General features: G+C 41.3%; 18 protein-coding genes and 1 other RNA gene. 4 read left to right on the top strand and 15 right to left on the bottom strand.

Annotated elements, in window-relative coordinates; translation table 11 throughout:
* Positions 1–63 precede the first annotated feature (63 nt).
* The 6 genes from rnpB to LCL96_RS05485 all read right to left on the bottom strand — a co-directional run bounded on the left by rnpB (position 64) and on the right by LCL96_RS05485 (position 5,962).
* Positions 64–449: RNase P RNA component class B (rnpB, locus tag LCL96_RS05510), an RNA gene on the bottom strand.
* Positions 450–509: 60 nt separating this feature from the next.
* Positions 510–818 (bottom strand): cell division regulator GpsB, encoded by a 309-nt coding sequence (gpsB, locus tag LCL96_RS05505; RefSeq protein ID WP_224940422.1) that lies wholly within the window; start codon positions 816–818, stop codon positions 510–512.
* A 113-nt stretch (positions 819–931) separates the two neighbouring features.
* Complete coding sequence (locus LCL96_RS05500; protein WP_224940421.1) at positions 932–1,480, bottom strand: DUF1273 domain-containing protein; 549 nt, start codon at positions 1,478–1,480, stop codon at positions 932–934.
* 257 nt (positions 1,481–1,737) lie between these two features.
* On the bottom strand, positions 1,738–2,067 hold the full coding sequence (locus LCL96_RS05495) for a CotD family spore coat protein (RefSeq protein WP_224940420.1): 330 nt from the start codon (positions 2,065–2,067) through the stop codon (positions 1,738–1,740).
* 354 nt (positions 2,068–2,421) lie between these two features.
* Complete coding sequence (locus tag LCL96_RS05490; protein WP_224940419.1) at positions 2,422–3,678, bottom strand: ribonuclease H-like domain-containing protein; 1,257 nt, start codon at positions 3,676–3,678, stop codon at positions 2,422–2,424.
* 19 nt (positions 3,679–3,697) lie between these two features.
* Positions 3,698–5,962, bottom strand: a complete 2,265-nt coding sequence (locus LCL96_RS05485; protein ID WP_224940418.1) for a DEAD/DEAH box helicase — start codon at positions 5,960–5,962, stop codon at positions 3,698–3,700.
* Positions 5,963–6,230: 268 nt separating this feature from the next.
* On the opposite strand from LCL96_RS05485, the gene LCL96_RS05480 reads away from it, so the two are divergent.
* The gene (locus LCL96_RS05480) at positions 6,231–6,683 is read left to right on the top strand and encodes an Hsp20/alpha crystallin family protein (protein WP_224940417.1); all 453 of its coding nucleotides are present in this window, start codon (positions 6,231–6,233) and stop codon (positions 6,681–6,683) included.
* A 46-nt stretch (positions 6,684–6,729) separates the two neighbouring features.
* On the opposite strand, the gene LCL96_RS05475 is transcribed toward LCL96_RS05480, so the two are convergent.
* Positions 6,730–7,245 carry a YppG family protein gene (locus LCL96_RS05475; RefSeq protein WP_224940416.1) on the bottom strand — a complete coding sequence of 172 codons (516 nt, stop codon included), beginning with the start codon at positions 7,243–7,245 and terminating at the stop codon, positions 6,730–6,732.
* A gap of 212 nt (positions 7,246–7,457) precedes the next feature.
* Here LCL96_RS05475 and yppF point away from each other — a divergent pair, with 212 nt between their 5' ends.
* Positions 7,458–7,640 (top strand): YppF family protein, encoded by a 183-nt coding sequence (gene yppF / locus LCL96_RS05470; protein ID WP_224940415.1) that lies wholly within the window; start codon positions 7,458–7,460, stop codon positions 7,638–7,640.
* A gap of 27 nt (positions 7,641–7,667) precedes the next feature.
* Here yppF and LCL96_RS05465 read toward each other — a convergent pair whose 3' ends face one another.
* The 3 genes from LCL96_RS05465 to LCL96_RS05455 all read right to left on the bottom strand — a co-directional run bounded on the left by LCL96_RS05465 (position 7,668) and on the right by LCL96_RS05455 (position 9,991).
* Positions 7,668–8,024, bottom strand: a complete 357-nt coding sequence (locus tag LCL96_RS05465) for a YppE family protein (RefSeq protein ID WP_224940414.1) — start codon at positions 8,022–8,024, stop codon at positions 7,668–7,670.
* Positions 8,025–8,096: 72 nt separating this feature from the next.
* Complete coding sequence (locus LCL96_RS05460) at positions 8,097–8,351, bottom strand: hypothetical protein (RefSeq protein ID WP_224940413.1); 255 nt, start codon at positions 8,349–8,351, stop codon at positions 8,097–8,099.
* Positions 8,352–8,956: 605 nt separating this feature from the next.
* The gene (locus LCL96_RS05455; RefSeq protein ID WP_224940412.1) at positions 8,957–9,991 is read right to left on the bottom strand and encodes a DUF2515 family protein; all 1,035 of its coding nucleotides are present in this window, start codon (positions 9,989–9,991) and stop codon (positions 8,957–8,959) included.
* Positions 9,992–10,105: 114 nt separating this feature from the next.
* On the opposite strand from LCL96_RS05455, the gene recU reads away from it, so the two are divergent.
* Both recU and LCL96_RS05445 read left to right on the top strand, forming a co-directional pair.
* Positions 10,106–10,714, top strand: a complete 609-nt coding sequence (gene recU, locus LCL96_RS05450) for a Holliday junction resolvase RecU (RefSeq protein WP_224940411.1) — start codon at positions 10,106–10,108, stop codon at positions 10,712–10,714.
* A 103-nt stretch (positions 10,715–10,817) separates the two neighbouring features.
* Positions 10,818–13,505: a transglycosylase domain-containing protein gene (locus LCL96_RS05445; protein ID WP_224940410.1), complete on the top strand. Its 2,688-nt coding sequence runs from the start codon at positions 10,818–10,820 to the stop codon at positions 13,503–13,505.
* A gap of 42 nt (positions 13,506–13,547) precedes the next feature.
* Here LCL96_RS05445 and LCL96_RS05440 read toward each other — a convergent pair whose 3' ends face one another.
* The 5 genes from LCL96_RS05440 to LCL96_RS05420 form a co-directional block, all read right to left on the bottom strand.
* Positions 13,548–14,063, bottom strand: a complete 516-nt coding sequence (locus LCL96_RS05440) for a YpoC family protein (RefSeq protein WP_224940409.1) — start codon at positions 14,061–14,063, stop codon at positions 13,548–13,550.
* Positions 14,060–14,716 carry an endonuclease III gene (nth, locus tag LCL96_RS05435; RefSeq protein WP_224940408.1) on the bottom strand — a complete coding sequence of 219 codons (657 nt, stop codon included), beginning with the start codon at positions 14,714–14,716 and terminating at the stop codon, positions 14,060–14,062. Before nth ends, LCL96_RS05440 begins: the two co-directional genes overlap by 4 nt.
* Before the next feature lie 89 nt (positions 14,717–14,805).
* A complete protein-coding gene (locus LCL96_RS05430; protein WP_224940407.1) occupies positions 14,806–15,516 on the bottom strand; it encodes a DnaD domain-containing protein in 711 nt (236 codons plus the stop codon).
* 137 nt (positions 15,517–15,653) lie between these two features.
* Entirely contained in the window at positions 15,654–16,946 is a 1,293-nt protein-coding gene (asnS, locus tag LCL96_RS05425; RefSeq protein WP_224940406.1) for an asparagine--tRNA ligase, read from the bottom strand.
* Between the two features lie 130 nt (positions 16,947–17,076).
* Entirely contained in the window at positions 17,077–18,267 is a 1,191-nt protein-coding gene (locus tag LCL96_RS05420; RefSeq protein WP_224940405.1) for a pyridoxal phosphate-dependent aminotransferase, read from the bottom strand.
* Positions 18,268–18,275 lie beyond the last annotated feature (8 nt).

The raw sequence follows: 18,275 nt of genomic DNA, 5'->3' as shown, positions 1-18,275 counted from the left end.
ATTACCTGCATGTATCAGTCACTTGCATTATTTAATCCAGATTGCTCTTATCCCGTAATAGTGTTCTGTAAGCCATGTTTTGTTCCGTTGTACTGCAGGCGACTGTTCGTCTCGTACTCGGGCGGTAATCATCTATCTACAAAGGAGATTCCTTTGTCCCTCTCTTCGTTCAATTCCTCTGAGAGGATTCCCCTACCAAATTTGGGTTTCTCGCTCGTGGGGTTTACCTCGTTCCACTCCTGCCATTTCTAACAGGACTTCGTCACTGTGGCACTTTCAAAGTAGTCACACCATATCCCGGAAAGGACTTAGATGTTTTCCCTGCCGTCAGCTCGGGATGAGCTGCCCTAGCTTATGAATTGGCTAGGCACGAACACTACGTGCATCTCAGCACCGTGCGAGCATGGACTTTCCTCTACAACATGAAGTTGCAGCGATTACCCAAACACCATTAAGGATCAGCAATAATTCATTATACGTTATTCATACCAATAATTCAACTGGAAAAATCAGTCGTATAGTTTATTTCCAAAAACATGTTTCTCTAGGTTAGACAGACGCTTTAGAATATCGAAATTCGTTGTCCCGGTTTGTTGCTGTGGTGCGGCAGAACGTTGTTTCGCAGCACCCTCGGCCTGCTTCTTCAATCGCAGGTTTTCCTGTTGCAGGTCTTCTATCTCTTGATGAAAGGTTTCATAATCTTTAATAATTAAATCTAAAAATTTATCCACATCTTCAGGCTTATATCCTCGCATTCCACTTTTGAACTCTTTTTCGAGAATATCCTTTGCCGTTAATTTCACTTTATCTGAAATCATTCTATTCACCTCTATATTTATCACTATCATTTTTTCAAATAACCTTCATTTTGTCAATCCTATTTCAAAGTACTATTCCGAAATGTTGGGTGAAAAACCAGTTTCTACATTCTTTACCACTGTTCTTCTTCGACGATCCATTGCAGATCTTGGAATCCAATCGCCCTCATATCAAAGGATGGATCACTTTCTTTCTTCCTCTTGGCTTCTTCATAGAAATACTTAGGAGAACCTTCTTTTTCCTCATCATATAAAATGATACACGAATGGCTCTTTTGTAAAAATAATTGGTTCTTATTCCGAAACTGCTGAGGGTTCTTATAAGGCTCTTTTGAAATGGTTTCGACAAAATCAGCTTGAGAAAGGATAAGCTCGTAGTATTCTTTATTTTGATCATTCCATTTCTCTTCCTGAGAGATAAATGGTGTCAAAACGGCCAGTTTAAGCTCAGGATAATCTTCCTGAAGGTCAAATACCACTTCTGCTCCCCACAGTTCAACACCAAGCTGTCCGCTGATGATCACCCATTCCAATCCATCATCCAAGAGGGATTGGAGTTCTTTCTTCAGCGCTTGTTTTATGTAATAAACTGACTTGTCATCCTGTTTGAAAATTCCCAGTTCAAAGGATTTATATCCCGTTATGCATGAAACATTTCCCAAATGGAAAAACCCCTTTAGTAAACTTTGGATACATCCGGCGCTCTTCATCCCTTAGTGTACCCTAATCCTTTACAGTCTATTGTATCATATTTCATCCGATTCTGAAGTCAAGGAGAACTAATTTGATCATGGACTTCAACATAAAAAGGAGGGACGGCTCTATTAAGACCGGCAACTCTTTCGTAAGCGATACAATGCTTGAGCACAATAACGCTGAGCCTAGTCTTCTAGAGGCATCCCCCCTTCAGGTCATTTAATTATCTTCCCATGCCATATGGTCCAAATGGTGGCCTCGGACGTGGTCCGAATCCTGGTCCTCCCGGGCCGCCTGGGCCTTGAGGTCCCTGAGGTCCGCCTGGGCCTCCAGGTCCGCCACCACAATTAAACTGTTGATGTGAAACACTGTCAACTTGTGATTGTGTTTGCGGGAAATAATGTTTATGTTGGTACATAACATTATTCACGTTTGTCGTGTGAGTTGGGTGGATATGAGGCACCTCATAGGTCGTCATGTTGTTATTCACACAACATTTAGTCGGGTGTACAACTGCAGGAAGTACTTGATTAGGTCTTGGTCTACAATACATACTAACGCTCTCCTTTCATCGCTTAGTTGTTACAATAATAGCCTATGAAATGAAGAGGGTACATGTACTAATGAAAATACCTATTTTTAGGGAGTTATTTTGTTATACTTACATGAAGCTATATAAACTTTGTGAATAATTGGTGAAAACAAAGGCTGTCAAACCAATGACAACAAAGAATAAAATTAAGATTGCACGGTTCATTTCCATCATTCCTTCTTCATTTTAAAAATTTTCAACACAATTAATTATTTTACAACTACTTTAGAAAATTCTCAATATAAAAATAAGAAGATGGAACCACTTTCATACTAAATAATTACAACCTTTGCCTGACTCTGATGGAGGTTCTATTTATTTGTACATTTTCCTCTTTATCCTGTCCATTCGATGAATCAGATTTTCCGATACTGTAAGGTCCTTTTTACTACCTTCTTCCGTTTTACCGATTAAAGCCATTAACTGTTCGCACCTCTCCATGGCAAGCTTTAGATCCTTTGTTTTGTGTTCATATAATTTAGCCAGTTCAAGCAATGCTGTCTTTCGGATGGAATCAGGTGCTCCTTCCTGGGTGCGCTCCCACAATTCAGTCGCCTTATCGGTTTGTTGTTCTCTCTTATACTGTAGAGCCAGCTGATGGATGGCATCATAATTTGGTGTTTTATCTTCTTTAATCAATGCCTCGTAGCGTTCCTTGGCAATCAACCTGTTACCGGTATATTCGAGCCATCTACCTACTTCAAACCTCTCTTCCCCGGTTGCCTGTTCGTGGACGTTCAGGAGTTGGAAGGTCAAGTGAGTATAGAGAGTAATGAGTGATAAGATATCCAGTTCATTATGGGTCATGACCTTGAAGATTCCTTCCGGGTCTTTACGATCGATGTAATCAAAATAGATCATAGGCGCAAGATAGCCTGGAACATCATCTACTCTATTAAAACCAAGGATATTCCGCTCTACATTAATGAGCTTTACAGATTCCAGTTTATGCTTAAAAAGCCTTCTGGAACCGTGGTATAAATCGAAATGCCCAAATGCAGGCAGTTTCGGTACATGATCTTTAATGAGAGTATGCCTTGTTTTAACCTGTGGCCAATCAAAGGCTTTCCCATTATAAGTCACCAGCGCATTGTAATTCACGTTGCTTAAAAAGCTGTGATATAAAGGAATTTCACTCCCTGGCTGTGGAAGAAAGTGCTGTGTTACGATGACTTCTGTATCTGTCACTTTTCCATGCCCCAGGAGGAAGATGGTATTCCCAACCCCTCCACCGAGTCCGGTTGTTTCCGTATCGAAGAAAAACATTTCATCATGACTCATCCCTTTCGAAGACAAAGGATGTTCTCCTGTAAACCCTTGCCATGCGTCGACGGCTTTAATGAATTCCTTGAACGTATATTTGCCATGTTGATGATGGAGGGGGTAACGTTTTTCCCTCACCAGACAGAAATCATCATCAATGAAATAAAGAGTAGATCCGTTATCTTTCCATAAGTCAAGGAAAGGAAGGTCTACAGACACATCCTCAGCCGGAGGTTTTACAGACGAGCCCTCTCCCTCTTCCCGGATAATATGTTTTTTCATCCTCGTTAATTTATTTTTCAAAGACATGCTTGTTTACTTCCTTTCTTCATTGAAGGAAAAGATGTAGAAGCTTTAATGAATCGGTTTTGGCCGTGTCGAGTGAGTGCTCCATTCCGATACAGGACGGACAGCCACTTTGACATGGACATCGCTCAATCATGGCAGATGTCTCAAGGAGGACTTCCTCTATCTGGTCATATACCTTTTCACTAAGCCCGATCCCCCCAGGATACCGGTCGTATATAAAAATCGTCGGCCGTTCATTATGGGCAGCTTTTATTTGTGGGACAACAAAAATATCACTTGGATCACACATAACAAATAACGGAATGATCGATTTTATGCTTTGGGATACCCCGATAAGTCCCTCTTCAAGCCGTTCCTGACTGAAAGAACCATCATCCTTAAGTGAAATCCAGCTGGAATTTGTGTGAAGCTCCTCTTCTGGAAGGTGTATCGGGCCCGAACCGATATTCTCGTGCGTATCGAATTTGATTTTCTTAAAAATGGTTGCCATTGCTTGGACCGTTACATCTCCAAACGCAATTTCGAACATTTCTGATTCTCTTATTCTATCTGTTTCCAATACCCTTAATTGTACAGCGAGGTTGGCATCCGTAAAGTAATCCACATCTACCTCCCTTACATATGCCTTCTTTTCTTCCCAGTCCAGTTTCTCTACTTGAAACTGGACACCCTGATGTAAATAAATGGCTTCGTCATGCAATAATGTCATAGCAGAAAAACGGTCCATTTCACCGATCACTTTCACAGATGAAATGTCCGTTTGATCAATGATGATGACATTTTCCTGGGACGCTGAACGAAGGCTGATGTTATGAGCAGGGAACACATCATTCATCCAATACCATTTCGCCCCATTCTTATGGATAACCCGCTCCTCTACCAAAAATTCCAATATATCTTCTATTTCGTGGCTTCCAAATTGCTCTCCTTCTCTGAAGGGGAGTTCATAGGCGGCACACTTGATATGATCAATGAGGATGATTAAATTATCAGGATTGATCCTTGCCGTTTCAGGAGTCTGCTCAAAGAAATAATTCGGGTGTTCGATAATGAATTGATCTAGCGGGCTTGAACTCGCAACCATTATGACGAGAGATTCTCCATGTCGTCTTCCCGCTCTGCCTGCCTGCTGCCAAGCACTTGCAATCGTCCCTGGATAACCAGTCATGATACACACTTGTAATTGGCCAATATCGACACCCAGTTCAAGTGCATTCGTACTGACTACCCCATATATTTCTCCATTTCTCAATCCTTTTTCAATCTCTCTGCGCTGAGTCGGAAGATATCCCCCGCGGTAACCCCTGATGGATTTTGCACCTAGTTGACTTTTCACTAATTCTTGTAAATAGGTGAGGATAATTTCCACCCGTACCCTGCTTCTGGCAAAAATAATGGTTTGTACTTTATTCTTCAGTAGTTCTCCGGCAATCCTTCTCACTTCCAGGGTTGCGCTTCGGCGGATATTAAGTGGTTTATTGACGATGGGCGGATTGTAGAATACGAAATGTTTCTTGGCACTCGGTGCCCCGTTATTGTCGATTAATTTCATTTCCTCGCCGGTCAGGTGCTCTGCCAGTTCTTTAGGATTGGCTATCGTTGCAGATGTACAGATAAATACTGGGAAAGCACCATAGAATTCACAGATTCGCTTCAATCTCCGTATCACATTACTGACGTGTGATCCGAACACGCCTCTATATATATGAAGTTCATCGATTATGACATACTTTAAGTTTTCGAATAATGACACCCATTTTGTATGATGGGGAAGAATCGCTGAGTGAAGCATATCGGGGTTTGTGATGACGATATGCCCGGCTTTTCGTACTTTTTGACGGATATTGGCTGAAGTATCCCCATCATATGTATAACTATTAATAGACACCTCGGCCTCAGCAATGATCTCGTTCAATTCACTCTTTTGATCCTGGGCCAGTGCCTTAGTTGGGAAAATGTATAGTGCCCTCGAATCAGGATTATTCATAATCGTTTGTAATACGGGGAGGTTGTAACAAAGCGTCTTCCCTGAAGCGGTTGGCGTGACGGCTGTGAAGCTTTGCCCCTCCATGGCCAGCTTAAAAGCTGTGTTTTGATGGGTATATAGCCTTTCTACCCCTCTTTTTTGCAACGCACGTTCGATTCTATCGTCTAATTCATTTGGCATATCCACCAATTGTGCCGGTTTTTCTTCTATGGTATGCCAATGAACAATCTGCTTATTAAAATCTTCATCTCTCTTAAAATGTTCAATTATCTGTTGAAGGTTATTTTTCTTAAACAAATCTATCACCTCTCTTACTCATTTTACCGAATCTATGTTCGAAACTAAAGGATAAAAATCATCTCTCCACTTCCACTCTTTCCCATACAGGAAATAGATTTAATAAGGGTACACTATTCACTTTTTCAAAAGCAAGAATAAATAAAAGAACAGCCTGGCATAAAGTGCCTTCAGACCAGGTGACTTTTTTAGGGTATAGGTCATATGCACATTATTGTAAGAGATCCATACACTAGTATGAATACGTTTGCCTGAAAGGGGAATACCTATGTCCAATGATTCTTCAAACAGAAAAGGTTTCGGTGACCTGATGAATTCCATGAACGAGTTCTTTCATGAAAAACCGATGAAAGGAATGCTACAAAGCATCGATGAGTTCTTTGCATCCTCTTCCAATCCTTTTGGCTCATTTCCGGTTGAATTGTCTGAAACCGATGATCATTATGTAGTCAGCGCAGAACTTCCCGGCGTAACAAAAGAGCAAATACAACTGGATGTGTACCCTCAGTCCATCACTATTTCAGTGACAAATAAGGAAACATACTCAGAAGAAAGTGAAAAGCATCAAACCATTAAACGGAAACAATCTTTGAGAAAGAGTAGCCGGACCATCTCCTTTCCAAGGGTTGTTAACGAAAAGAAAGTGAAAGCATCTTATAAAGATGGGTTATTAACGGTGAAAGTGAACAAAGAGTCCGGAAACCGAATTCAAATTGACTAAATGAAAAGGAGCTGCGTCATTTGCAGCTCCTTTATTTCTTCATATTTTAAAATTTAAATATCCCGCCTAGACCTTTTACAAGAGAAGATACTTGATTGACGGCCCCCATCATTTGTCCTGTTGTATTCATCATTTTGTTGAAATCCAATGAACCGTCCTGCGACTTAAAGGATTTCATGATGCCACTTACCCCACTTGAAGAGGGTTTCGCCATAAATGATGCTTTCGGATAAGGATTGGCGTATGACTGTTGTTCCATTGCCTTCACCTGGTAAGGATTGTATTCTTTCTGTTGAAGAGGATTTTCAAAATATGGATTCATTTGCTGAGGCTGATTCATCTGCTGATATTGATTCATCTGCTGATATTGATTCATCTGACTCCCTGCTACTGTATAAGGTCCATCCGGCTGTGGTAAATAATTCGGGAGATACGGTCCATAATTCGGCGGCCTCATCCCCTGTACAGGATAGTTCATCATTGGCCCCATATTCCCAGGCTGAAGGTGGTGATTAGGATATGGTTGATATTGCATCTGTCTCGAATAAGGTGAAGAATTCATATTTAGCCCCCCTACTTTTTATGGTTACTATACTTTATGTATTGACTGTAAAATTGGTGAAACCACCCATAAAGATCTTTCGACAATCTTCAAGAAGAATGTCGGAAGTTACACTATTCTTAAAACTTAAAGAAAGGGTTTTCTATGATAGGATAAAAATAGATGTAAGCGATCATCATTCTTTAGAAATATAAGTATTGGGAGGAATCAAGATGGACCTTAACGAATTGCTGAAAAGATATGAAAGCAGTAAACAATATCAAGCAACCGATCAACAAGAACTTCTTACGCTGGCCAAAAAACTTTATATTTCAAATGAGATTACTTTTCACCACTATAAAGAATTAGCGAAGCAGATTAATACTTCAGAAGAAAGTGCCCTTACAACTCCATAACAAAGAGGCTGCCAAAATGGCAGCCTCTTATTTTTCTTTCAATTCATCCAACTGAGTCCCTAAAACATAGGATATAGATTGGTAATGACTGATGAAACGGTTATAACTCGACTCTGGAAAAAAACAATGGACCGACAGCATTTCAATATTGTCAAAAGTGTTTATGATTTGAGGTAAATGAAGGTGTTTCGGCCTATATTCTTGAATCCAGTTCATGGAAAGTTCTTTCCATGCATCATTTTTCTCTTTCACTTCGTCAGCAAAAGGTTTTACTTCAGAGTAAAAATCCCCTTTCTCACCAGATTCACGCCTCTTTTTATATTCATTCATCATCTTCTCCACCAGTACGAGAAGGTCCCCTGTTAATTGATTCAATTGTTCCAAAAAATAGCCCTCCATGCAAATATCTAGACAAAAAATAAAAGTAGCACGATGCTACTTTCTTATAAAGTCAGTTTAAGACGTCTTAAAGGATAATTCAAGTTTTTGTAAGACGTAGGACTTTTCTCTATTTTTCATAAGAACGGATTTTGAGGCTGTATGTCTTTCTACAGAGCTTAATTGACAATCCATCTTCTGTATTTGATCCGATAACGTACTCAATCCTTCCTGCTCTTCAACTGAGATGCGATCATGCAGACTTTGTTCCAACTGATTGAGGCTTTCTTCAATTTCCGCTAATTTTAACATGATATCTTGTTTTGGAAGCATGTGAATTCTCCCACCTTTTTTTTGGATTAATACAGTAATTCTCCGTCCTTATTCCTTTCCCTCCCCCCCTGACAAAACTAGAAGCGTTTCGTCAAAGAAAGTGTAAAACGGACATTCACCCAATGATGTTTCGACAGTCCCCCCTGAATAAAAAGAAACAAAAACTCAAAATACTAAGGGTGGAGGTGTTTATAATGAAAAATCAAAAAAATAAACAAACCAAACAACAACCAGCCCAAACCAAAGCATCAAAAGGAAACCCTAAACTAGAAGGCGAAAACAAACCAGCGACATAACAAAGCGGAGGCGGCTTGATCAGACCCGACAAGCATAAGATGAATGGGCCGGGAAGGCGCTCTTTGCCTTCTTGGTCCATTTAGCTTATGACCTCGAGGGTCTAGCCGCCGGAGCTGGACTACTCAAAAGCAGAGGGGCTTTGCCCAGAGGCGACAAGCATAAGACGAACCACCCGGAAAGGCGCTCTTTGCCTTTTTGGGTGGTTTGTCTTATGACCTCGAGCCTCTAAGCCCCGGAGCTGGACTAATAACAAAGCGGAGGCGGCTCGTTCAGACCATTATTTAAAAAAAGAAGCGGACATTTTTGAACTATGTCCGCTTCTTTTTTTCCTTTCTTCCCGGCAATATCCATTTACAGGCTTCTTTTAAAACTGCCAATTTCCTCAGCTGTCTTTGCTTATTCAGATACCAGTCCGTCAAAATGATATCATCCGGAAGTGGTTGATGATAGTACCAGTCTTCTTTGATCTTTACGTTCCTGGACCAATCATCGTGTTCTTTCCAATCGTGTGAGATCACACGGTAGGCTTGTTCTAAATATGGTGTTTTCGTACCCTCTACACCTCGGCAATATGTCTCATAATCTACCCTCGAACCAGTAGGTTTAACGTTTAGAGCAAATTCAAGGAAATAACGATGATAATCAGGATGAAATAAAATCTCGAATAAGATATTACCCAGCTTGATTCTATTCACAACCTTACGAAAACCGTGTACGCTTGCTCCATAAAGCTCTCCGTGTAACATAGGGAATAGTACGGAACTGAAATGCAAGTGATCTTCTAAAAAGAAAAGACCTGTGCCGAACACCTTTCTCTTATAGAGGTCCTGCTCGATGACCGGCCCTTGTATAAGATGCTGCTCATTAATGATGAGCGACTGAACCAATCTCTTCTCATCTTTCTCTTCCCAAAACCTGTTCCATTCCCCTTCCATAAACTTTGAGATATGAAAGTCCTTGAACAAGTGAAACATTTTCTTCTTATAGATCGTCGAATAGTGATAGAGAAGGAGTTGTGGAAAGGCATCCTGAAAAATACTCCAATTCGCTCTCTCATATGTCATAAAAAGGAGATGGCATGTATCCACACATAAAATCTTTGGGAAGATATCCCCCTTCAAATCCGTCATATTCCATCCAGCATTGCGTGAGACCATAGAAGCCAGGAACGACCACTTTATCTCAGGATGCAAAAGATAGAATGTTTGATAAGCTTCCGTTCGCGTTATATTATCTTGATTGTATCTATTTACAAGTTGATTAACTTCTTCTATCCATTCATATTTACGTTTAGGTTCAGGTATATAGGGTAAAAAGCGATAAGTATTGCCGAATTTTTTCATCTCTTTTTCCCCCTTTCTCCATTAACACTAGAATGAGGAGATTTGTAAACAATTATTCACACAAAATGGAGTGGTTTCTGTTATGATATAGATTAGTCTGCGAGGTGAATTACCATGAAATTCCATTATCCCAATGGAAAGAAATATGTGGAAGCTACACTACCCTCAAAAAAAACAAAGGCAAAACCGAAACAACTATCGTATAGCAACAGAGGGATGACACTGGAAGAAGATATCAATGAAACGAATCAATATTATTTGACGTTTCATAAAGCGGTTATTCATAAAAAGCCGACACCTGTGCAAATCGTCGATGTCCATTATCCATCAAGGAGTGCCGCTGTCATTAAGGAAGCGTATTTTAAGCAGCCGTCAACGACAGACTATAACGGAGTCTACAAAGGAAGATATATTGATTTTGAAGCGAAGGAAACGAAAAACAAGACGTCCTTCCCTCTTCAAAACTTTCATGAGCACCAGATTCATCATATGGAAACCGTCCATAAACAGGAAGGGATCACATTTGTACTAATTAGGTTTTCAGTTTCAGATGAGGTGTTCTTACTCCCCTACGAGGCACTGCGGATTTATTGGGACCGCATGGTCGCTGGAGGGAGAAAATCGATCAAAAGGGAGGAAATGGAAGAGAAAGGTTTTTCCATTCCACTAGGCCTGCATCCCAGGGTCGATTATTTAAAAATAGTCCATCAGTTATATTTTTAGTTTAAGAAAAATGCGTTAATCTATATTTTATCTCATTATGAGTAGTATATTTTTAATCTTAGACAATACTAAAAACACAGAAGATTGAAAGTGAGGAAACAATATGGCTGGTCAATATAAGTCAAGGGAAGAAAAACGCCTGGCCCAACAGAAGTCTAAATCCAATAAGGGCAAGAAAAAAGGCTCTTTGGTTAAGCGCGTCATTATATCATTATTTATCATAGGGATCATCGGGATGCTTGCCGGTGCAGGGTTATTCGCTTATTATGCATCCAGTGCCCCAAAGCTTGATGAAAAATTACTAAAAGATCCGATTGCATCTGAAATTTATGATATGAACGGAGACCTAATCACCTCTGTAGGAAAAGAAAATCGTGAGTACGCCAACTTCGATGATATTCCTCAAGTCATGCAGGACGCAGTCATTGCAACGGAGGATAATCGTTTCTATAAACATAACGGTCTTGACCTTATCCGTTTAGGCGGGGCCGTCATCGCCAATGTGACAGGCGGTTTCGGTTCAGAGGGTGCTTCTACGATCACTCAGCAGGTCATCAAGGGGTCCTTCTTGAGTCCAGAAAAGACCCTTAAGAGAAAAGCCCAGGAAGCATGGCTCGCCTTGAAGCTCGAGCAGGAATATACCAAGGAAGAAATATTTGAGATGTACTTTAATAAGGTATATATGTCCGGCGGAATCAACGGTATGGCGACAGCAGCGGATTATTACTATGGGAAAGACATTAAAGACATCAAACTGAATGAAGCGGCTTTAATTGCCGGATTGCCACAAAGTCCAAACAATTATAACCCCTTCAAACATCCTGAAAGTGCTGAGAAGAGAAGAAATATCGTTCTTTCTCTAATGGCACAACATGGTAAGATTACCGAAAAAGAAAAGAAAGAAGCTCAGGCAATCCCGATTACTGAAGGCTTGATATCTGAAGAAGATTTAGAAGCAAAAAAACAGGAAAAGTATCCTGCGTTCGTGGATGCCGTCATTGATGAAGTACAAAAAATGGGAGACTATAACCTTTACTCTGATGGATTAAAAGTATATACGACAGTCGACCCGAATGCCCAAAAGCGTTTGGAAGAAATACTAGCAGGGGAAAACATCAGCTTTAGTTACCCTGAAGCTGCAGAAGAACCGATGCAGGCCGGAGTAACACTCCTTGATACGAAAACAGGTGAAGTACGGGCGATCGGTGGTGGAAGGGAACAAGATCCTAATGTGAAGCGTGGATTCAATTTTGCCATTGACTCCAAGCGTCAGCCGGGATCAACCATAAAGCCTTTACTTGATTATGCTCCTGCTATTGAACATTTAAAATGGTCTACGTACCATATTTTAAAAGACGAACCTTATGAATACTCAAACGGTACTGAAATTAATAACTATGACGGACAGTTTAAAGGACCAATCACAATTCGAGAAGGACTGTGGGATTCCCGGAATATTACAGCACTCAAAGCCTTCCAGGCAGTCGGTGCTGAGAAAGCAGCAGATTTCGTCAACGGACTGGGACTGAAGTTTGATCATTACTATGAATCAGCATCTATCGGAGGGGTATCCCCTGGAGTAAATACGCTCCAAATGGCAGGTGCATATGCTGCCTTCGGTAATGAAGGGGTTTATAATAAACCGCATACTGTCACGAAAGTAGTCCTTCGTGACGGTGAAACAGAAATCAAGAATGATAATAAACCTAAGCCTGCAATGAAGGAATATACGGCTTATATGATTTCCGATATGCTCAAGAGCGTCATCGATCATCCACAGGGGACTGGTAAATATGCTAAAGTTCCTGGACTTAAGATGGCAGGGAAATCAGGTACGACCAACTATTCTCAAAAAGAACGCGACAAATACGGTATCGCTAAATCCGGCGCGCCTGATTCATGGTTTGTTGGATATACAACAAATTATACGGCCGCCGTTTGGACTGGATATAAGACACAATCCATCCCGCTTTCACCTACCGATCGCCATGTCGCTCAATACATCGTCAGTGATCTGATGAGTTATATTCATGATGGTGTTGATACACCTGACTTTAACAAGCCTGACAGCGTAGTAGAGTCCAAAGTGGAGATTGGAAGCGACCCGGCAAGGCTGCCTAGTGATTATACGCCTGATGACAGAATCATCACTGAGCTGTTTGTACGAGGAACGGAACCTTCCAAGGTTTCCAAGGAATACGATAAAATTGATGCTCCTTCCAAACTGAAGGGTAAATTCAATAAGAAGGATAAAACCATCACCCTTGCATGGGACTACGGTAAAGACAAAGACGTACAGTTCGAAGTTTCCGTATCCATCAATGGTGAAGGGAAACAAGTCTTGACGACGACCGATAAAAAAGGGTTAAATGTTGAAAACATTCAATCCGAAGGCACCTTTACTTTCGAAGTGGTAGCCATTTCGGGTGATCAACGAAGTAACCCTGCATCCGTGAATGTAGATGTAAAAGCGGATAAAAAGGATTCAGAAGATGACAACGAAAATAACAACGGAAATGGTCAAGGTAATGGAAACGACCAAGGTAACGGTAACGGCAACGGTCAGGGCAACGGAAATGAAGATAACTCCGGAAATGATGGTAATACAGGAGGAAATGATGGTACCACCACTCCTCCTGAAGGAGACGGAACCGGAGACGGAGGAACTGGTGGTGACACTGGCACCGGGGATGGTGGAACCGGAGATGGCACCGGAGACACTGGTAGCGGAGACGGAACCGGTGCTGGGACCGGCACCGGGGATGGCACAGGTACACCAGCCACTCAATAGAAAGTTATAAAAATAAGGCAATGAGAGAAGTCTCTCATTGCCTTATTTTTTTGCTACTTGATTCAATGCCTGATACTTGGCAAACTGTTTATGTTGTTCCTCAAAAAGTTGAGCCAGTTGGATATAGGAATGGTAGAGTGCCGGATTATCCATGATGAAGCTCAATCTTTCTACGGTATTGATAGGCTTTACGGAAAGACGTTCAACTGAAGATCTCCACCCCTGAAGGTTTACAGGTTGTTTATTGCTCCAAAACAAAAGCATATAAAACATCCCGATACCTTTCTTCATTGACTGTAATGCATCTTTTGACCGGCTTTTAAATAACGTTTTAAGATGGTTCTCTTCTTCTTTCCAAGCCCCGATGATGTCTTTTATCCATATTCCTTGTATCAACCAAGGTATGGAATGTGCTTTCACCCCATTGTAATGAAGCAGCTCAAATGCGAACAATGGATTACATGGTTCAATTTCAACAACATGAATTCTGATTTTTTCATCGGAAAAGAAAAAAGGGTCTTTCAGTTCAGTTGGGATGTTAAAAACCGTTTCGCTCATATGTGACCCTTTTTCTTCAATCTTTTTTGTCCTTCCCTACACAGGTCTACTAAGGGACAAACTTCGCATTGAGGGGATTGTGCTTTACAATGATACCTTCCGAAGAAAATGAGTCGGTGATGTGTTTCGGACCATTCCTCCCGTGGAATTTTCTTCATTAATGTCTTTTCCACTTCCAACACGCTGTCTTTCCACCTGCAGATCCCTAGCCTTTTACTTACCCTTTCAACATGTGTATCAACAGCTAAAGCAGGCTCACCAAAGGCGACTGAAACAACTACGTTCGCAGTCTTCCTTCCCACACCCGGTAGCTTCACCAATTCTTCATGACTTCTGGGTACCTCTCCCCCGTGCTCAGTAAGGAGGATCTCACACAATTTGCGGATATTTTTTGCTTTGTTCCTATATAAGCCGATGGATCGAATATCTTGTTGAAGTTCTTCCAATGTGACCAAGATATAATCTTCAGGTTTCTTATATTTTTTGAATAAGCCTTCTGTTACCTTATTTACCAGGACATCCGTACACTGTGCCGATAGAAGTACCGCAATGACAAGCTCGAAAGGATTGTCGTGGCGAAGCTCGCAATGTGCATCTGGAAACATTTCTCTCATTTCATCCAGGCATATATGTATTTGTTTTTTATTTAACATGTCTCCTACTACCTCCTACAAAGGAATGATATGTATCAATGTAAAGGGACCAACCCCCAAGCATCTGAGAGTCAGTCCCCATTCGTCGTCTATTGCTCAAGCCAATTGTAAAATGGTACTGATTTTCGTTTGGGAGAAGATGCTGGTTCAATTGAAGCAGCAGGCTTCTGATGGGACCTGAAGCGTTGACTTTGACTTCTTGCATCTTCAATGGTTTTGACACCATTTTTCTTCCATTCAAATAGAATCCTGTCAATGTATCTGAAATTCAGTTTACCTGAAATGACCGCTTCCCTCAGTGCGGCTTTGATGATGGTTGCATTGTGATCATCCTGATCCAGCCACATAGCAAGGGTTTCGCATTCCAACGGAGAAAGGGGTCGGCCGAATTCTTGTTCAAAAGTCGTGTAGATATCCGCTTCTTCTTCCATGGATTGCTGCATTTGTTTCATCTTGGAATCTTGTATGACGAATTCCGCCATTTTTTCCCAAAGTGGGTTCAGGGAGTACTTCTCAAAGAGAATACCATCTACAGATGACCCTTCTTCTATCGATAAAAATTGCTGTTGAATGAGTTTTCTTAATAAGGATGAACAATATTCACCGGAAATGCTCATCGGGCGTGAAAGTTCTTCCGGAGTCGGAAAATAGTTGCCCTTTTCCAAATGGCCGTAAATATGCAATAGTAATACAAATTCTGATTCATTCAAACCCAGTGTATGGTAATTTGATAATAATAATTGCGGGATGTTCAGTGTCCCCTCTTCTATCCAGGACACCATTAAACGTTTATAATCCATATTCAGTACACCTCACTCTTTAGTATATCATGATTCAATATATGTGGACATGGTTACGGATTAGAAGAAAGATGGAAAAAACAAAAGAACTGGCGAGGATTGCTTAAACAATCCTGCCAGCTCTCAGTTTTGGTTTATTATGGATACAAACGATTCAATAAACGCGGGAATGGGATGGTTTCCCTTACGTGTTCGACTCCGCTGATCCAGGCTACTGTTCTTTCAAGTCCGAGACCGAATCCTGAATGAGGAACAGATCCATATTCTCTTAATTCAAGGTACCACTTGTACGCATCTGTCGCCAACTCGTGCTCTTCAATGCGCTGCTTCATCAATTCTGCATCGTGGATACGTTCTGAGCCGCCTATGATTTCTCCATATCCTTCAGGAGCAATTAAGTCAGCACATAATACCACATCATCACGATCCGGATCCGGCTGCATGTAGAAAGGCTTGAGAGTAGTCGGATAATGTGTGATGAATACTGGCTTGTCATAGCTTTCTGCAATGGCAGTCTCATGAGGTGCACCGAAATCATCGCCCCACTCGATATCATCAAAACCTTTTTCATGCAGTAGCTTTAATGCATCATCATATGTGATGCGTGGGAATGGCGCTTTGATTTGCTCTAATTTAGATGTATCCCTGCCTAATCGGTCTAACTCGAGCTTGCAATTTTTCAAAACGGATTGAACGATGTATGAAACGTATTGTTCCTGAACTTCCAGATTATCTTTGAAATCATAGAAGGCCATCTCAGGCTCAATCATCCAAAATTCGATTAAATGACGACGGGTTTTCGACTTTTCAGCTCTGAATGTTGGTCCGAAAGAGAATACTTTTCCTAAAGCCATGGCTGCCGCTTCCATATAAAGCTGACCACTCTGGGAAAGATAAGCATCTTCTTCGAAATACTTAGTAGCAAATAACTCTGTCGTTCCTTCTGGTGCGCTTCCAGTAAGAATCGGTGGATCTACCTTCACAAACCCTTCCTGGTTAAAGAATTCATAGGTTGCGCGGATGATTTCATTACGGACTTTCATCACAGCATGCTGTTTGCGTGATCGTAGCCAAAGGTGACGATGGTCCATCAGGAATTCTGTTCCGTGTTCTTTTGGCGTAATAGGATAATCCACAGCTTCATGGATGACTTCCACATTCTTCACCTGAAGTTCGTATCCGAACGGAGAACGTGAATCTTCAGAAACTGTTCCTGTCACATATAAGGACGTTTCTTGAGTTAATGATTTTGCTTTTTGAAAGATCTCTTCTTCGACTTCACTTTTGACGACAACCCCCTGGATGAATCCAGTACCGTCACGAAGCTGAAGAAAAGCAATTTTTCCACTTGAACGTTTGTTGGCTAACCATGCTCCGATGGTTACTTCTTCTCCAACGAACTTACTTACTTGAGATATAGTAGTTTTCACGATTTTTCCCTCCAAAAAAACTAAAACGCTTATGTATCGTTCTTTATTATACATTTACCATAATCCTGTCGCAATAGATAGGATGGTTTTAAGGAAAAAGCAGACCGCCTTACGGTCTGCAACCCTTTGATTATTTGCTGTTATTTACAACGAACTCATGCATACGCCCGATTGCTTTTTCCAGGCTGTCGAGGCTTGTGGCATAAGAAAGACGGATATTGTTTTCCGACCCGAAGCCTGATCCCGGTATGACCGCTACCTTTGCCTCTTCCAATAAGGCACCCGTAAATTCATCGACATTCTTGTAGCCTGTTTTCTTTGCCGCTTCTACTACATTAGGGAAAAGATAGAAAGCTCCTTGAGGCTTCAAGCAATGGAATCCAGGAATATCGTTCAGCTTATCGAACACGATGTTTAGTCGTTCTTCGAAAGAACTTCTCATATCCTCAACCGGCTGCTGACTTCCTAAATACGCAGCAACGGCACCATATTGTGAAGTCGTAGTAGGATTAGAGGTGGAATGACTGGCAAGATTGGTCATGGCCTTGATGACCGATTCATTTCCTGCTGCATATCCAATTCTCCAACCCGTCATGGAGTGAGATTTTGATACTCCGTTAATGATGATTGTTTGCTCCTTCAGTTCTGGTGACAATTCTGCAATGGAAGTATGCGTATTTCCTCCATAAACCAGTTTTTCATAAATTTCATCTGACACAATCAGGATACCCTTTTCTAAGCAAACATCCCCGATAGCCTGCAGCTCTTCACGGGAATAAAGCATACCTGTAGGGTTACTTGGCGTGTTGAGAATGACTGCTTTGGTTTTTGAAGTGATCGATTTTTCCAGCTGTTGTGGTTTGATTTTGTATTCATTCTCTTCTTTCCCTTCCACAATCACCGGGGCACCACCGGCAAGCTTCACTTGCTCTGGGTAACTGACCCAGTATGGAGTGGGGATGACGACTTCATCACCTTCGTTTAGTAGGACCTGAAACAATGTATAAAGGGCATGTTTCGCACCGCTTGTCACGATGATTTCTGAAGGTTTGTAAGTCAGCTTTTGATCTGTTTCGAATTTATGGATGATAGCCTCTTTCAGCTTCGCCATTCCACCGGATGGAGTATATTTTGTGTGCCCTTCCGTCATGGACTCATAGGCAGCCTGGATGATATGCTCAGGTGTATTAAAGTCAGGTTCACCAGCACCCAATCCGATGACATCAATCCCTTGTGCCTTCATTTCCTTCGCTTTAGCCGTGATGGCCAAAGTCGTTGATGGTGTTAATGCACTGACTCTATCTGCTAACGTGAATTTCATTGACGTGT

The sequence above is a fragment of the Rossellomorea aquimaris genome, from assembly GCF_020172085.1.
GTDB classification, from domain to species: Bacteria; Bacillota; Bacilli; order Bacillales; family Bacillaceae_B; genus Rossellomorea; species Rossellomorea aquimaris_E.
This window is presented reverse-complemented; position numbering and strand designations above follow the sequence as displayed.

Bases quoted from the DNA above. Each gene is read 5' to 3' on its own strand.
- LCL96_RS05455 (WP_224940412.1), bottom strand. From the start codon at position 9,991: ATGAAAAAATTCGGCAATACTTATCGCTTTTTACCCTATATACCTGAA.
- yppF (WP_224940415.1), top strand. From the start codon at position 7,458: ATGGACCTTAACGAATTGCTGAAAAGATATGAAAGCAGTAAACAATAT.
- recU (WP_224940411.1), top strand. From the start codon at position 10,106: ATGAAATTCCATTATCCCAATGGAAAGAAATATGTGGAAGCTACACTA.
- LCL96_RS05460 (WP_224940413.1), bottom strand. From the start codon at position 8,351: ATGCTTCCAAAACAAGATATCATGTTAAAATTAGCGGAAATTGAAGAA.
- LCL96_RS05430 (WP_224940407.1), bottom strand. From the start codon at position 15,516: ATGGATTATAAACGTTTAATGGTGTCCTGGATAGAAGAGGGGACACTG.
- LCL96_RS05445 (WP_224940410.1), top strand. From the start codon at position 10,818: ATGGCTGGTCAATATAAGTCAAGGGAAGAAAAACGCCTGGCCCAACAG.
- LCL96_RS05420 (WP_224940405.1), bottom strand. From the start codon at position 18,267: ATGAAATTCACGTTAGCAGATAGAGTCAGTGCATTAACACCATCAACG.
- LCL96_RS05480 (WP_224940417.1), top strand. From the start codon at position 6,231: ATGTCCAATGATTCTTCAAACAGAAAAGGTTTCGGTGACCTGATGAAT.
- LCL96_RS05475 (WP_224940416.1), bottom strand. From the start codon at position 7,245: ATGAATTCTTCACCTTATTCGAGACAGATGCAATATCAACCATATCCT.
- gpsB (WP_224940422.1), bottom strand. From the start codon at position 818: ATGATTTCAGATAAAGTGAAATTAACGGCAAAGGATATTCTCGAAAAA.
- nth (WP_224940408.1), bottom strand. From the start codon at position 14,716: ATGTTAAATAAAAAACAAATACATATATGCCTGGATGAAATGAGAGAA.
- LCL96_RS05440 (WP_224940409.1), bottom strand. From the start codon at position 14,063: ATGAGCGAAACGGTTTTTAACATCCCAACTGAACTGAAAGACCCTTTT.
- LCL96_RS05495 (WP_224940420.1), bottom strand. From the start codon at position 2,067: ATGTATTGTAGACCAAGACCTAATCAAGTACTTCCTGCAGTTGTACAC.
- LCL96_RS05490 (WP_224940419.1), bottom strand. From the start codon at position 3,678: ATGTCTTTGAAAAATAAATTAACGAGGATGAAAAAACATATTATCCGG.